We start from the raw sequence: 14727 nt of genomic DNA, 5'->3' as shown, positions 1-14727 counted from the left end.
GCTTTTTGTTGATGAGTTATTGAATGTGATGCCATTTCTGTTGCTTAATCAATATCAACAGGACGCAGGAGTATAAATAATGAAAACCGCTTACATCGCTAAACAACGCCAGATCAGTTTCGTTAAATCCCATTTTTCACGCCAGCTGGAAGATAAACTTGGACTAATTGAAGTCCAGGCGCCGATTCTGAGCCGCGTGGGCGACGGAACCCAGGATAACCTGTCTGGATGCGAAAAAGCGGTACAGGTGAAAGTGAAAACACTGCCAGACGCTCAGTTCGAAGTGGTTCATTCCCTGGCGAAGTGGAAGCGTCAAACCCTGGGGCAACACGACTTCAGCGCGGGCGAAGGGCTCTACACGCACATGAAAGCCCTTCGCCCCGATGAAGACCGCCTCACCCCAATTCACTCTGTCTATGTTGACCAGTGGGACTGGGAGCGGGTAATGGGTGACGGTGAGCGTCACGTTGGCACGCTGAAATCTACCGTTGAGGCGATCTACGCCGGGATCAAAGCGACCGAAGCAGCTGTAAGCAAAGAGTTTGGTCTGGCACCGTTCCTGCCGGATACGATCCACTTTGTACACAGCCAGGAATTGCTGAGTCGCTACCCGGATCTGGACGCTAAAGGCCGTGAGCGTGCGATCGCCAAAGAGCTGGGCGCGGTATTTCTGATTGGGATCGGCGGCAAACTGTCTGATGGCAAACGCCACGACGTTCGCGCGCCGGATTATGATGACTGGAGCACTATGGGTGAGGGCGAATTTGCCGGGCTGAACGGCGATATTCTGGTGTGGAACCCGGTACTGGAAGATGCATTCGAGCTTTCTTCTATGGGGATCCGCGTGGATGCTGACGCGCTGAAGCGCCAGCTGGCGGTCACCGGTGATGAAGATCGTCTCAAGCTCGAGTGGCACCAGGCGCTGCTGCGCGGTGAAATGCCTCAGACGATCGGCGGCGGTATCGGCCAGTCCCGTCTGACCATGCTGCTGCTGCAATTACCCCATATCGGTCAGGTCCAGTGTGGCGTCTGGCCGCAGCAGGTACGTGAAAGCGTTGGCTCGCTTCTGTAATTAACGCCGCCAGCGTCTGAGCAGGCGGCTACGCAGCCCGGTATCGAAGCGCCAGATATGATCGAAGATGCGCATGATGCCGGGTTTTCCATGGGCGGACATCGCCACCGCGTGAAAACGGTGCTGATGCACTCGCTGTAATTCCTTCACCTTATTCACCACGTCATCCGGCAGTCGCTGGGCAATAAAATCGGAAATCACCACCGCGTCAGCGTCGTACCAGTCGCCGCCCTGCATACGCTCCACAATGCTGCGAAAGCAGCTGGCCAGATCCGTGCCGCCGCGAAAACGCTGGCTCAGGAAGCGGATTGCCTGCTCGATCCCCTGCTGATTCGTCAGCTCATAGCCCACAACCTCGCTGGAGAACAACATGATGAAGCAGCGACGGCGATCGGCGAGCGCCACGCGCATCAGCGCCAGACAGAATGCCTTCGCACACTGCTCGTTAAACCCGCCCATCGATCCGGACGTATCCACGCAAACAATGAATGGCCCGCGCGGCTGCTCATCAAAGTCCTGATGGACCACCGGCCGTTGGCTGACTTTCTCGCGCCAGGCTTCGCCGTGCAGTCGGTAGGTGAGAAGCTGTTTTTCCACCAGCCGACGATAGAACTCATACTCCAGCTCGGTCATCCCCAGCGTGCTCAGCTCGGTCGGCAGCAGGCGCAAGATGTCGTCGCTTTGCTGCAATCCATCCACCTGTTCCGGTACGGTGGCCGGTTCGCGCACCAGGGTGCGGAAGGTTTCCATCGGGGCATCTTTCTTTGGGACGGATTTTGCTTCCCTTGAGCGCCCCAGCTGTTCTGCAAGCTTCATCAGCTCGGGCTGCTGCGTTAGAAAGTCGCCGTACTTGACGATCAGCTGGTAGTCACCGCGCTTCAACTGCCCGGCGCTCATGTCCCACAAACGTCCGGCGGCGTTTTCATTTTCTACCAGCACCTCTTCAAGCTGACCGCTCAGCGTCATACGCTCCTGAACTTCGCTAAGCAGCTGTTCACGCTCTTCATCCAGCAGCTGCTGGTTAAGGGTTGTGGCCTGAACGACCAGGCTCAGCCGCCAGCGCTGTAAAAACAAGGTATGCAGCGCCGGAGTAAAGGTGGCGTTATCCGTCACCAGCGCCCGCGCCTGGCCGGCAAACGGAGAGTGGACTTTATCAAGCAGCGTAAGGGTTTGCGGTAGCTGGACGATAAACTGCGGTGTCGACAGCCGTTGGCACTGCTGATAGCTGGCGACCTCCTCCGTCAATTCAGGCGGGACTTCCGTCTCCTTAAACCGCTGGCGAAGGTTATCGCGCCAGCGCGGGAGATCGTCGGTCATCGCCTTTTTGAGCTTCGGGAATTTTTCAAAAAACGCCGCCAGCTGCGGCGATGCCAGAAGGGTAATGACCACTTCTTCGATCAACCCCTCCTCGCTGACGGCCAGCATGACGTTAAGCGTATCCAGCGTTAGCATTGACGCGCCTGTTTGATCTGCGCGCTGACGTCCTGCAGGCTGGCTTCGATGCGACCTAACCAGTCGCTATGAATAAAGAGGCATTTTTGCTGATCGCTGAAGCGGGTGTGCTGCTGGTGCCATTCGGTATCCAGCGCTTCCAGCTGCTGCTTAATCTCTTCGGGGACGCTGTCAGAAGCGGTTCCCGGCAGCGCCAGACGCGATCCCTGCAGGCTGACGTCGCGGATCACCAGATGCTGGCTGCTGTCCACTTCCATCGTCAGCGGCTGCGCGAAACCAATGCCGTTGAGCTTGCCGCGGATCTCTCCGCCCTTATCCAGCCACTGCGCCAGCGCCTCGCGCTCAATCGTAATGTGTACCACCTGCATATCATGCAGTTTGAGCGGCTGCTGGAGCAGCAGCGTGAGCGTTGCGCCGGTCAGATCCGCGGGAAGCTCGTAGTGCGGTTTGCGGGCGAACATGCCCCCCAGGCGATTCACTTTCAGCGCGGTTTTATCACTTTGCTGCTGCTGAAGCTGGATGCGCCGCTGGGCAATCGCCCCCAGCTGATTGAGCATCGCCTGCTGTCCCCAGGCGTGCCCGGTCATCAAAACGTCAAGCTGCTGCTGCATCAGGTTCATGCCTTCTGCATCATGCCAGAGGCAGTCTTTGAGCAGGATCAGGTCGATTGGCGCAACGGCGTCACGCCCGCTGAACAGGGCGCTGGCCTGCAGCAGGCGGATCGCTTTTTTCCAGCGGCGATCGGAAACATAGGGCGCAGAAGGGAGGAGATCGAGCTGCTGGCGCAGCAGATATATCAGCTCAAATACGGCGTCAGGCAGTTTGATTTTGCTGATATCCTGCTGCCACTGGTGATACTCCTCATCGGTGATCTGTAGCGAAGCAGACACCGGATTTTCGTTCTCATCCTGCTGGCTTATCAGCAGGGAGCGGAAATTGGATTTATCCTGCACTTTGTCCAGCCACAGGCGGATCAGCATACGGTCATACAGCGCTTCCAGACTGCTGTCGGCTTCAGGCAGTTCGTTAGAGGCGGCCACCAGCAGGCGCATCGGGATTTTCTCTTCACTGGCGCCGTTACGGAACCGACGTTCATTTATCGCCGTGAGCAGGGTGTTCAGAATAGCCGGCCCTGCTTTCCAGATCTCATCAAGAAAAACAATCTCAGCCTCCGGAAGATACCCTTCTGTCAGACGCTGATAGCGCCCCTCATCTTTCAATGCCTGAATAGAAAGCGGGCCAAAAACTTCTTCTGGGGTGGAAAACCGGGTCATGAGATATTCGAAGGCGCGGGCGTTCTGAAAAGCAAATTTTAGCCGGCGGGCGATCAGGCTTTTGGCAATGCCCGGTGGTCCCAGCAAAAACACGCTTTCACCGCTCAGCGCCGCCAGTAAACAGAGGCGAATGGCGTGGCTACGCTCGAAAAGGCCTTTCTCCAGCGCGCTGCTGAGGCGGGAAATTCTTTCTGCTAATAAATGTGAGTGAGCCATAATAGTTTTGCATCCTTTCGCCGTCGTGGCGGCCAATTGAAGCGAGTATAGACGTTTCAGTCAGGGCTGGTAATAGACTGAAGTGCGGCGCAATTTTCTTTGCGCTACATTAATGCGGTTGCATTTAGGGGTACGATTTTGCAATGAATCGTGCATACTGTGCGCTTTTTGTGGGCCAAGGGACCGGGAACACATTTGTTATTTAAACGAAAAGACTAGTCTATGAGCACTGATAATAAGCAATCATTACCCGCAATAACGCTTGCGGCGATCGGGGTTGTCTACGGTGATATCGGCACCAGCCCGCTTTATACGCTTCGTGAATGTCTGTCCGGCCAGTTTGGCTTTGGTGTTGAACGCGATGCCGTGTTTGGCTTCCTGTCCCTCATTTTCTGGCTGCTGATCCTGGTGGTTTCCGTTAAATATCTCTCCTTCGTTATGCGTGCTGATAACGCAGGTGAAGGTGGGATCCTGACCCTGATGTCCCTTGCCGGGCGCAATACCTCGGCCAGAATGACCTCAGTACTGGTCATTATCGGCCTGATTGGCGGCAGTTTCTTCTACGGGGAAGTGGTGATAACGCCGGCTATCTCGGTGCTGTCGGCGATAGAGGGGCTGGAGATTATCGCGCCACAGCTCGATACGTGGGTGGTTCCGCTGGCCATTATTGTCCTGACGCTGCTGTTCATGATCCAGAAGCACGGTACAGGGCTGGTGGGTAAACTGTTTGCACCGATTATGCTGGCCTGGTTCCTGATCCTGGCGGCGCTTGGCTTGCGCAGTATTATCGCGAACCCGGAAGTGCTGCATGCGCTGAACCCTTACTGGGCCGTGCATTTCTTCCTCGAATACAAAGTGGTTTCCTTCGTGGCGCTGGGGGCCGTCGTGCTCTCCATCACCGGTGTGGAAGCGCTGTATGCTGACATGGGCCACTTCGGGAAACTGCCTATCCGCGTGGCATGGTTTATTGTGGTGCTCCCGTCGCTGGTGCTGAACTACTTCGGTCAGGGTGCGCTGTTGCTTAAAAACCCGGAAGCGATCAAGAACCCATTCTTCCTGCTGGCGCCTGACTGGGCGCTGGTGCCGATGCTGATTCTGGCGACGCTGGCGACCGTCATTGCCTCCCAGGCGGTGATTTCCGGCGTGTTTTCTCTGACGCGCCAGGCCGTGCGTCTGGGCTATCTCTCACCGATGCGCATCATCCATACCTCAGAGATGGAGTCGGGTCAGATTTACATCCCGTTCATTAACTGGCTGCTCTATTTCGCTGTTGTCATTGTTATCGTCAGCTTCGAGCACTCCAGTAACCTGGCGGCGGCGTACGGTATTGCCGTAACCGGTACGATGGTTCTGACATCGCTTCTCTCCACCACGGTGGCGTACCGAAACTGGCACTGGAATAAATTCCTCGTGGCGATGATTTTGGTGGGCTTCCTGTGCATCGACGTGCCGCTGTTCTCTGCGAACCTCGACAAAATTGTCTCCGGTGGCTGGCTGCCGCTGACGCTGGGTCTGGTGATGTTCATTGTCATGACCACCTGGAAAAGCGAGCGTTTCCGCCTGCTGCGACGCATGCATGAGCACGGGAACTCTCTGGAGGCGATGATCGCTTCTCTGGAGAAATCCCCGCCTGTCCGCGTGCCGGGGACCGCGGTATATATGTCGCGCGCGCTGAATGTCATTCCGTTCGCGCTGATGCATAACCTCAAGCACAACAAAGTCCTGCACGAGCGCGTGATCCTGCTGACGCTGCGCACCGAAGATGCGCCGTATGTTCATAACGTCCGTCGCGTGCAGATTGAGCAGCTGTCGCCGACCTTCTGGCGCGTGGTGGCAAGCTACGGCTGGCGTGAAACGCCAAACGTGGAAGAGGTGTTCCACCGCTGCGGCCTGGAAGGGCTAAGCTGCCGGATGATGGAGACGTCGTTCTTTATGTCGCACGAGTCGCTGATCATCGGCAAGCGCCCGTGGTATCTGCGCCTGCGCGGCAAGCTTTACCTCATCCTGCAGCGTAACGCCCTGCGTGCGCCAGACCAGTTTGAGATCCCGCCTAACCGCGTGATTGAGCTGGGAACGCAGGTTGAGATCTAAGTCTTTGTGCGGCCTGATGCCCTCACCCCGACCCTCTCCCACAGGGAGAGGGCGCAAACATAAAAAACGGTAACCTTGGGGTTACCGTTTTGCATTTACCTCCACTCCATTTCACTTAGCGAAACGTTTCGACGTCGATCACAAATCTGTTACGTCATGATGGTTTTCTGAACATTTCTGGCGCTACACTACTTTTAGCGAAACGTTTCGCTAGTGGAGCAAGAAAATGAAGAAAGGCACTGTACTCAACTCAGAAATCTCATCGGTTATTTCCCGTCTTGGGCATACCGATACGCTGGTGGTTTGCGATGCAGGCTTACCGGTTCCGCGCAGCACAACCCGTATTGATATGGCGTTAACGCAGGGTGTTCCTTCGTTTATGCAGGTACTGGAAGTCGTGACCGCGGAGATGCAGGTTGAGGCGGCCATTCTCGCGGCGGAAATCAAACAACATAATCCGCAACTCCACGAAACGTTGCTCAGCCACATTGAGCAACTGCAACAACACCAGGGAAACACCATAGAAATTCGTTACACAACGCACGAGCAGTTCAAACAACAAACCGCAGACAGTCAGGCGGTGATTCGCAGCGGGGAGTGTTCCCCGTATGCGAATATCATTCTCTGTGCTGGCGTCACCTTCTGAGGCCACCATGGACGCATTACTGCAGCTTAAAGGGATCGATAAGTCGTTCCCGGGTGTAAAAGCCCTCTCCGGTGCGGCACTGAACGTTTACGCCGGGCGCGTGATGGCGCTGGTGGGCGAAAACGGTGCCGGCAAATCCACCATGATGAAAGTGCTGACCGGTATCTACCAACGCGATGCCGGTTCACTCGTCTGGCTGGGTAAAGAGACCACCTTCAATGGCCCAAAATCCTCTCAGGAAGCGGGCATCGGTATTATTCACCAGGAGCTGAACCTCATCCCGCAGCTCACCATTGCGGAAAACATCTTCCTCGGCCGCGAGTTTGTTAACCGGTTCGGCAAAATCGACTGGAAAACCATGTATGCCGAAGCGGATAAGCTGCTGGCGAAGCTGAACCTGCGCTTTAAGAGCGACCGCCTGGTGGGCGATCTCTCGATTGGCGATCAGCAGATGGTGGAAATTGCGAAGGTGCTGAGCTTTGAGTCGAAGGTCATCATTATGGATGAACCGACCGACGCCCTGACCGATACCGAAACCGAATCCCTGTTCCGTGTGATCCGCGAGCTGAAGTCGCAGGGGCGCGGGATTGTCTATATCTCTCACCGCATGAAAGAGATCTTCGAAATCTGCGATGACGTCACCGTCTTCCGCGACGGGCAGTTTATTGCCGAGCGCGAAGTGGCCACGCTGACCGAAGATACGCTCATCGAAATGATGGTGGGACGTAAGCTCGAAGATCAGTATCCGCATCTGGATAAAGCGCCGGGTGAGATCCGCCTGAAGGTGGACAACCTCTGTGGTCCGGGTGTGAACGACGTGACCTTTACCCTACGCCAGGGCGAGATCCTGGGCGTGGCGGGCCTGATGGGGGCCGGACGTACCGAGCTGATGAAAGTGTTGTACGGCGCACTGCCGCGCACCAGCGGTTATGTCACCCTCGACGGTCATGAAGTGGTCACCCGCTCTCCGCAGGATGGTCTGGCGAACGGCATCGTCTATATCTCCGAAGACCGCAAACGCGACGGCCTGGTGCTGGGGATGTCGGTAAAAGAGAACATGTCCCTGACCGCGCTGCGCTATTTCAGCCGCAGCGGCGGGAGCCTGAAGCATAAAGATGAGCAGCAGGCGGTGAGCGATTTTATTCGCCTCTTTAACGTCAAAACTCCGTCGATGGAGCAGGCGATTGGCCTCTTATCCGGCGGGAATCAGCAGAAAGTGGCGATTGCGCGCGGGCTGATGACGCGCCCGAAAGTTCTGATCCTCGACGAGCCAACCCGCGGCGTGGACGTGGGCGCGAAGAAAGAGATCTATCAGCTGATTAACCAGTTTAAGGCCGACGGTCTGAGCATCATTCTGGTCTCTTCCGAGATGCCAGAAGTATTAGGCATGAGCGATCGCATTATCGTCATGCATGAAGGGCATCTCGGCGGTGAATTCACTCGCGAGCAGGCCACCCAGGAAGTTCTGATGGCTGCCGCTGTGGGCAAGCTTAATCGCGTGAATCAGGAGTAAGAAGATGACTACCCAGGCTGTTTCTGGTCGCCGCTATTTCACAAAAGCATGGCTGATGGAACAAAAATCGCTGATTGCCCTGCTGGTGCTGATCGCGATTGTGTCCACCATGAGCCCGAACTTTTTCACCGTTAATAACCTGTTCAACATTCTGCAGCAGACGTCGGTGAACGCCATTATGGCGGTCGGCATGACGCTGGTGATTTTGACCTCGGGTATCGATCTGTCCGTCGGTTCCCTGCTGGCCCTGACCGGCGCTATCGCCGCTTCGATTGTCGGCATTGAAGTCAACGCGCTGGTGGCCGTGGCCGCTGCCCTGGCTGCAGGCGCGGCGATTGGTGCTGTAACCGGCGTGATTGTGGCAAAAGGCCGCGTTCAGGCGTTCATCGCCACGCTGGTGATGATGCTGCTGCTGCGCGGTGTGACCATGGTTTACACCAACGGCAGCCCAGTCAATACCGGCTTTACCGATAACGCGGATCTGTTTGGCTGGTTCGGTATTGGTCGCCCGCTGGGTGTTCCGACCCCGGTCTGGATCATGGCTATCGTCTTCCTGGCGGCGTGGTACATGCTGCACCACACCCGTCTGGGGCGTTATATCTACGCGCTGGGCGGTAACGAAGCGGCAACGCGCCTGTCCGGTATCAGCGTTAATAAAGTCAAAATTATCGTTTACTCCCTGTGCGGTCTGCTGGCGTCACTGGCGGGCATCATCGAAGTGGCGCGCCTCTCCTCCGCGCAGCCGACGGCGGGTACGGGATATGAGCTGGATGCTATCGCGGCAGTGGTTCTGGGCGGTACGAGTCTTGCGGGCGGTAAAGGTCGCATTGTTGGGACATTGATCGGCGCACTGATTCTTGGTTTCCTGAATAATGGTTTGAATTTGTTAGGTGTTTCCTCCTATTACCAGATGATCGTTAAGGCAGTGGTGATTTTGCTGGCGGTACTGGTAGACAACAAAAAACAGTAACTGACGACACTACAGGACATCTTAGATATGAACATGAAAAAACTGGCTACCCTGGTTTCTGCTGTCGCGCTGAGCGCAACCGTAAGTGCTAACGCGATGGCGAAAGATACCATCGCGCTGGTTGTCTCTACCCTGAACAACCCGTTCTTCGTCTCCCTGAAGGACGGTGCGCAGAAAGAAGCGGACAAGCTGGGCTACAACCTGGTCGTTCTGGATTCACAGAACAACCCGGCGAAAGAGCTGGCTAACGTTCAGGACTTAACCGTTCGTGGCACCAAAATTCTGCTGATCAACCCAACCGATTCCGATGCCGTAGGCAACGCCGTGAAGATGGCAAACCAGGCGAAGATCCCGGTAATCACCCTGGACCGTCAGGCGTCTAAAGGTGAAGTGGTCAGCCACATTGCCTCTGATAACGTGCTGGGCGGCAAAATCGCGGGTGATTACATCGCGAAGAAAGCCGGTGAAGGCGCGAAGGTTATCGAACTGCAGGGGATTGCCGGGACTTCCGCAGCCCGCGAGCGTGGTGAAGGCTTCCAGCAGGCTGTAGCTGCACACAAATTCAACGTGCTGGCCAGCCAGCCGGCAGACTTCGACCGTACTAAAGGTCTGAACGTTATGCAGAACCTGCTGACCGCGCACCCTGACGTGCAGGCTGTGTTCGCACAGAACGACGAAATGGCGCTCGGCGCGCTGCGTGCTCTGCAGACCGCAGGTAAATCTGATGTGATGGTTGTCGGATTTGACGGCACGCCGGATGGTGAAAAAGCAGTAAACGATGGCAAACTGGCTGCGACCATCGCTCAGCTGCCTGAGCAGATTGGCGCCACTGGCGTTGAAACTGCCGACAAAGTGCTGAAGGGCGAAAAAGTTCAGGCCAAATACCCGGTTGACCTGAAGCTGGTCATCAAGCAGTAAAAGGCGAATCAGGCAGTCGCTGGCTGCCTGAGGGACACCAATAAAGAAAAGTGTGGCATACGCCACCGGGTAATACCGGTGGCGCTCTCAGATGGACAACCCAACCATGAAAACCGCAGGCAACCTCGTCGTCCTTGGCAGCATCAATGCCGATCACATTCTTAACCTTGAATCATTCCCGACACCGGGCGAAACCGTCACGGGTAACCAGTATCAGGTGGCCTTTGGCGGTAAAGGTGCAAACCAGGCCGTCGCCGCCGGTCGCAGCGGGGCAAACATTGCATTTATCGCCTGCACGGGTGATGACGATACCGGTGAGCGCGTACGCAAGCAGCTGGCGAGCGACAATATTGATATCGCACCGGTTAGCGTTGTTGCAGGGGAATCTACCGGCGTGGCGCTGATTTTCGTCAATGCGGAAGGTGAGAATGTTATCGGTATTCATGCTGGTGCTAACGCTGCGCTGACGACGGATCGCGTTGAAGCGCAACGTGCAATCATCGGCGGAGCCGAAGCCCTGCTGATGCAGCTGGAATCGCCGGTCGAAAGCGTGCTGGCCGCTGCCAAAATTGCGCATGAAAATCATACCACTGTCGTACTTAACCCTGCCCCAGCCCGTGTATTATCAGACGAGCTGCTGGCGCTGGTGGACATCATTACGCCGAACGAAACCGAAGCCGAAAAGCTGACGGGTATTCGCGTTGAAAATGATGACGATGCCGCGCGCGCCGCGCGTGCGCTGCACGATAAGGGCATTGGCACCGTGATTATCACCCTGGGTAGCCGTGGGGTGTGGGCAAGCGTCAATGGCGAAGGTCGTCGCGTGCCGGGCTTTAAGGTCAAAGCGATTGATACCATCGCAGCGGGAGATACCTTCAATGGTGCACTGGTGACCGCGCTGCTGGAAGGCAAGAGAATGGATGATGCTATTCGCTTCGCACACGCTGCCGCCGCGATTGCGGTGACGCGCAAGGGTGCCCAGCCTTCCGTTCCGTGGCGTAAAGAGATCGATGAATTCTTAAGTCAGCAGGGGTAACGCTTGGCCACAATGAAAGATGTCGCCCGCATGGCGGGCGTTTCTACCTCGACGGTCTCTCACGTTATAAACAACGATCGCTTCGTCAGCGAGGCGATTCGGGAGAAAGTTGAAGCGGCGGTAAAAGATCTCAACTATGCGCCGTCTGCGCTGGCGCGCAGCCTTAAGCTCAACCAGACGCGCACGATCGGTATGCTGATCACCGCCAGTACCAACCCCTTTTATTCAGAACTGGTTCGCGGCGTGGAGCGCAGCTGCTTCGAGCGCGGCTACAGCCTGGTGCTGTGCAATACCGAGGGTGACGAACAGCGCATGAATCGTAACCTGGAAACGCTGATGCAAAAGCGCGTCGACGGGCTACTGCTGCTCTGCACCGAAACGCACCAGCCCTCGAAAGAGATTATCCAGCGTTATCCTTCTATCCCAACGGTGATGATGGACTGGGCGCCGTTCGACGGGACCAGCGATCTGATTCAGGATAACTCCCTGCTGGGCGGCGATATGGCGACTCAGCATCTGATTGATAAAGGCTATACCCGCATCGCCTGTATTACCGGTCCGCTGGATAAAACTCCGGCGCGTTTGCGTCTGGAAGGGTATCTCTCTGCAATGGAACGGGCGGGGCTGGCCATTCCTGATGGCTATCGGATCACCGGCGACTTTGAATTTAACGGTGGCTTCGAAGCAATGCAGAAACTGCTGGCGCAAAAGCCGCGCCCGCAGGCGGTGTTTATTGGTAATGACGCGATGGCGTTTGGTGCCTACCAGGCGTTGTATCAGGCGGGGCTACGCGTGCCGGACGATATGGCGGTGATTGGCTACGATGATATCGAACTTGCCCGTTACATGACGCCGCCGCTGACCACTATTCATCAGCCGAAGGATGAACTGGGCGAGCTGGCCATCGATGTGTTGATCCACCGTATGGCGCAGCCCACGCTGCAACAGCAACGCCTGCAGCTTACTCCTGTTCTGATGGAACGCGGTTCGGTTTAGCTTTCTCTTTGTGACGCTCTTTAATCAGGTTTCGGCCGTCTTTCGGTTTTAACAGCATAAAGACCAGCGCCGATACCACGGTAAGTGCGCCCATGGTGATAAAGGTATAGTGGAACTGCTCAACGGTATTTGCGCTGTCGAAACCTTCATAAAACCTCAGCACCGCTGCACTTACGGCAACCCCTAAACTGATCGACAGCTGCTGCGTTACCGCCAGCACGCTGTTGCCGCTGCTGGCGTTCTCGTCAGTCAGATCGGCGAGGGTGATGGTGTTCATCGACGTGAACTGCGTCGACATCGCCATGCCCAACACAAACAGCGGCAGGATCAGCATCCAGACGGGTAACGCGGCGGATTGCAGCGAGAACTGCGCAATCATCAGCCCGATAAAGACCGTCACGCCGACCAGCGTCTTACGATAGCCAAACCAGCGCAGCACCTGCGTGACGGTTGATTTTGCCAGAATCGAGCCCATCGCCGTCGGCGCCATCATGCAGCCGGCAATCAGGGCCGGGTAGCCGAAACCCACTTGCAGCATCAATGGCATCAGGAACGGCACACAGCCTGTCCCCAGGCGAGACGCAATGTTGCCCGCAATCCCTACGGAAAACGTTCGCGTGTTAAAGAGTCCCAGGGAGATTAACGGCGTCGGGTGACGGCGCGCGTGACGTATATAAAGAAGGAATAGCAAAATACCGCCGAGGATAACGGAGAGCGCCATCCACGTCGCGACGATCTTCTCGCCAAACAGCTCCATCCCGCTGGAGAATAACACCAGGCTCAGGCCAAACAGGAAAAAGCCTCCCATGTCGAAGCTGCGCCTTGGCGTGGTGAAGTTCGGCATATATTTGCGGGCATACAGCAGCCCAGCAACGCCAATTGGAATATTAATCAGGAAGATCCAGTGCCAGCTTGCCCAGGTGACAAACACGCCACCGAGTACCGGGCCAAGTATCGGGCCGACCAGTCCCGGCATGGTGACGAAGTTGAGCACGGGAAGCAGTTCGCTCCTGGGGTAGGCTCGCAGCAAGGCAAGGCGCGCCACCGGCATCATCATCGCGCCGCCAATGCCCTGTAATACGCGGAAGATAACCAGCTCCGTTAAGGATGAGGAGAGCGCACAGGCCAGCGAACCGAGCGTAAAGAGCGTTACGGCCAGCATGAAAATTTTGCGGGTGCCAAAGCGGTCGGCCAGCCAGCCGCTGACCGGAATTAACATTGCGACCGTCAGGGTGTAGCTGATGATGGCGGACTGCATCGCCAGCGGGGAGCGGTTAAGGCTTTGCGCAATAGCGGGAAGCGCTGTGTTGAGGATGGTGGCATCCAGTGCCTGCATAAAAAACGCCATGGCTGCAATCCACGGCAATCCGGCCATGCTGCGCGCTTTTTTCTTTGTCATTTATTTACCTGCTGGTGGGTTGGCGCGGCCAGCAATGCCTGGCACGCACTCAGGGCTCGCTGCCCGTCGCTTTCCTGAATGGCATCCACTATCGCCTGATGCAAATCCAGTTTTACCACTTCGTTTTGTGTAATAGAGGTAAAGTAGGTGTGATACACCGAATGAAATAAAGAGGCAAAAGAGGTGAGGAACGGATTGGCGCTCATCATATAGATGTGTTCATGCCAGGCCATATCGACCTCAACCCAGCGTTCGCGGTTGAAGTGCTTTTTCAGGAACACCATCTCTTCCATCAGCGCGTTAAGCTGCGCTTTCTGCTCTGCTGTTCCTAGCGTGGCGGCAAGCAGACATGCCTGAGGTTCAAGGCTGCTGCGCATCACCAGAAAGTGATCGACGACCTGATGAAAGTTATCTTCCGTCATCCACCAGGAGAGCAGCTCCTGATCGAGAAAATTCCAGTTACTCTGTGGCATCACACGTGTGCCAATACGAGGACGTGGAAGCACCATACCTTTTGCCGTCAGGGTTTTCACCGCTTCGCGCACGGCGGTTCGGCTTACCCCAAACTGCTCACCCAGCTCCATTTCACCCGGCAGGATGCTACCCGGGGCATATTTACCCGCTAAAATCCGCTGAGCCAGCTTTTCTGCCAGCACGTACGACAGGTTTTTTTGGGCGGCCAGCTGTTGTGCGCTTAATGGCATCGCTTTTATTCCTTAAAGATTCATGCTGATAATTATGCCACCTCGAATGTGATTGTGGTTGCAGATACATCAAATAGAACAATTTGTAGCTTGATTTCACCTCTATTGGTGAAAAAAAACGCGGATGGAAACTTTTTTTAAATTTCCTCTTGTCACGTCGGAATAACTCCCTATAATGCGCCTCCACTGACACGGAACAACGGCTTACAGGCCGCCGGGTTAGCGGGGTTCAGAGATGAACGCCAGCAGAGAAAAGCGAAAATAAACGCTTGACTCTGAAGCGGGAAAGCGTAATATGCACACCCCGCGCCGCTGCGAAAAGCGAAGCGGCACTGCTCTTTAACAATTTATCAGACAATCTGTGTGGGCACTCAAAGTGACATGGATTCTTAATGTCTTCGGACAATAAATGAATACCAAGTCTCTGAGTGAACATACGT

General features: G+C 55.8%; 13 protein-coding genes. 8 read left to right on the top strand and 5 right to left on the bottom strand.

The features are described 5' to 3' along the window. The first annotated feature begins 79 nt into the window (after positions 1–79). Positions 80–1072 (top strand): aspartate--ammonia ligase, encoded by a 993-nt coding sequence (asnA, locus tag AB8846_RS11930; RefSeq protein WP_370732772.1) that lies wholly within the window; start codon positions 80–82, stop codon positions 1070–1072. Here asnA and viaA read toward each other — a convergent pair whose 3' ends face one another. Then, on the bottom strand, positions 1073–2524 hold the full coding sequence (gene viaA, locus AB8846_RS11925) for an ATPase RavA stimulator ViaA (RefSeq protein WP_370732771.1): 1452 nt from the start codon (positions 2522–2524) through the stop codon (positions 1073–1075). Beyond that, a complete protein-coding gene (ravA, locus tag AB8846_RS11920; RefSeq protein ID WP_370732770.1) occupies positions 2518–4014 on the bottom strand; it encodes an ATPase RavA in 1497 nt (498 codons plus the stop codon). Before ravA ends, viaA begins: the two co-directional genes overlap by 7 nt. A gap of 222 nt (positions 4015–4236) precedes the next feature. Between ravA and kup the strand changes: the two genes are divergently transcribed. The 7 genes from kup (at position 4237) to rbsR (ending at position 12184) form a co-directional block, all read left to right on the top strand. Beyond that, entirely contained in the window at positions 4237–6105 is a 1869-nt protein-coding gene (kup, locus tag AB8846_RS11915) for a low affinity potassium transporter Kup (protein WP_063145562.1), read from the top strand. A gap of 226 nt (positions 6106–6331) precedes the next feature. Continuing rightward, entirely contained in the window at positions 6332–6751 is a 420-nt protein-coding gene (gene rbsD, locus AB8846_RS11910; RefSeq protein WP_003862392.1) for a D-ribose pyranase, read from the top strand. A 7-nt stretch (positions 6752–6758) separates the two neighbouring features. Next, positions 6759–8264 carry a ribose ABC transporter ATP-binding protein RbsA gene (gene rbsA, locus AB8846_RS11905; protein ID WP_370732769.1) on the top strand — a complete coding sequence of 502 codons (1506 nt, stop codon included), beginning with the start codon at positions 6759–6761 and terminating at the stop codon, positions 8262–8264. 4 nt (positions 8265–8268) lie between these two features. After that, positions 8269–9234 carry a ribose ABC transporter permease gene (gene rbsC, locus AB8846_RS11900; RefSeq protein WP_006808742.1) on the top strand — a complete coding sequence of 322 codons (966 nt, stop codon included), beginning with the start codon at positions 8269–8271 and terminating at the stop codon, positions 9232–9234. Positions 9235–9261: 27 nt separating this feature from the next. Beyond that, positions 9262–10152 (top strand): ribose ABC transporter substrate-binding protein RbsB, encoded by an 891-nt coding sequence (rbsB, locus tag AB8846_RS11895; RefSeq protein WP_023333911.1) that lies wholly within the window; start codon positions 9262–9264, stop codon positions 10150–10152. Between the two features lie 106 nt (positions 10153–10258). Continuing rightward, the gene (gene rbsK, locus AB8846_RS11890) at positions 10259–11188 is read left to right on the top strand and encodes a ribokinase (RefSeq protein WP_370732895.1); all 930 of its coding nucleotides are present in this window, start codon (positions 10259–10261) and stop codon (positions 11186–11188) included. Between the two features lie 3 nt (positions 11189–11191). Beyond that, positions 11192–12184, top strand: a complete 993-nt coding sequence (rbsR, locus tag AB8846_RS11885) for a ribose operon transcriptional repressor RbsR (RefSeq protein ID WP_370732768.1) — start codon at positions 11192–11194, stop codon at positions 12182–12184. Here the strand turns inward: rbsR and mdtD are convergent. The 3 genes from mdtD to AB8846_RS11870 form a co-directional block, all read right to left on the bottom strand. After that, a complete protein-coding gene (gene mdtD / locus AB8846_RS11880) occupies positions 12150–13583 on the bottom strand; it encodes a multidrug transporter subunit MdtD (RefSeq protein ID WP_063145566.1) in 1434 nt (477 codons plus the stop codon). The two genes, rbsR and mdtD, sit on opposite strands and share 35 nt — an antisense overlap. Further along, the gene (locus tag AB8846_RS11875; RefSeq protein WP_023309775.1) at positions 13580–14287 is read right to left on the bottom strand and encodes a FadR/GntR family transcriptional regulator; all 708 of its coding nucleotides are present in this window, start codon (positions 14285–14287) and stop codon (positions 13580–13582) included. The genes mdtD and AB8846_RS11875 overlap by 4 nt, the downstream gene beginning before the upstream one ends. Before the next feature lie 229 nt (positions 14288–14516). Continuing rightward, the coding region (locus tag AB8846_RS11870) for a hypothetical protein (RefSeq protein ID WP_370732767.1) at positions 14517–14727 on the bottom strand (211 nt) is incomplete at its 5' end.

Origin of the sequence: Enterobacter sp. KB-221C9, assembly GCF_041320715.1 — a bacterium.
Taxonomy (GTDB): Bacteria; Pseudomonadota; Gammaproteobacteria; order Enterobacterales; family Enterobacteriaceae; genus Enterobacter; species Enterobacter asburiae_D.
This window is presented reverse-complemented; position numbering and strand designations above follow the sequence as displayed.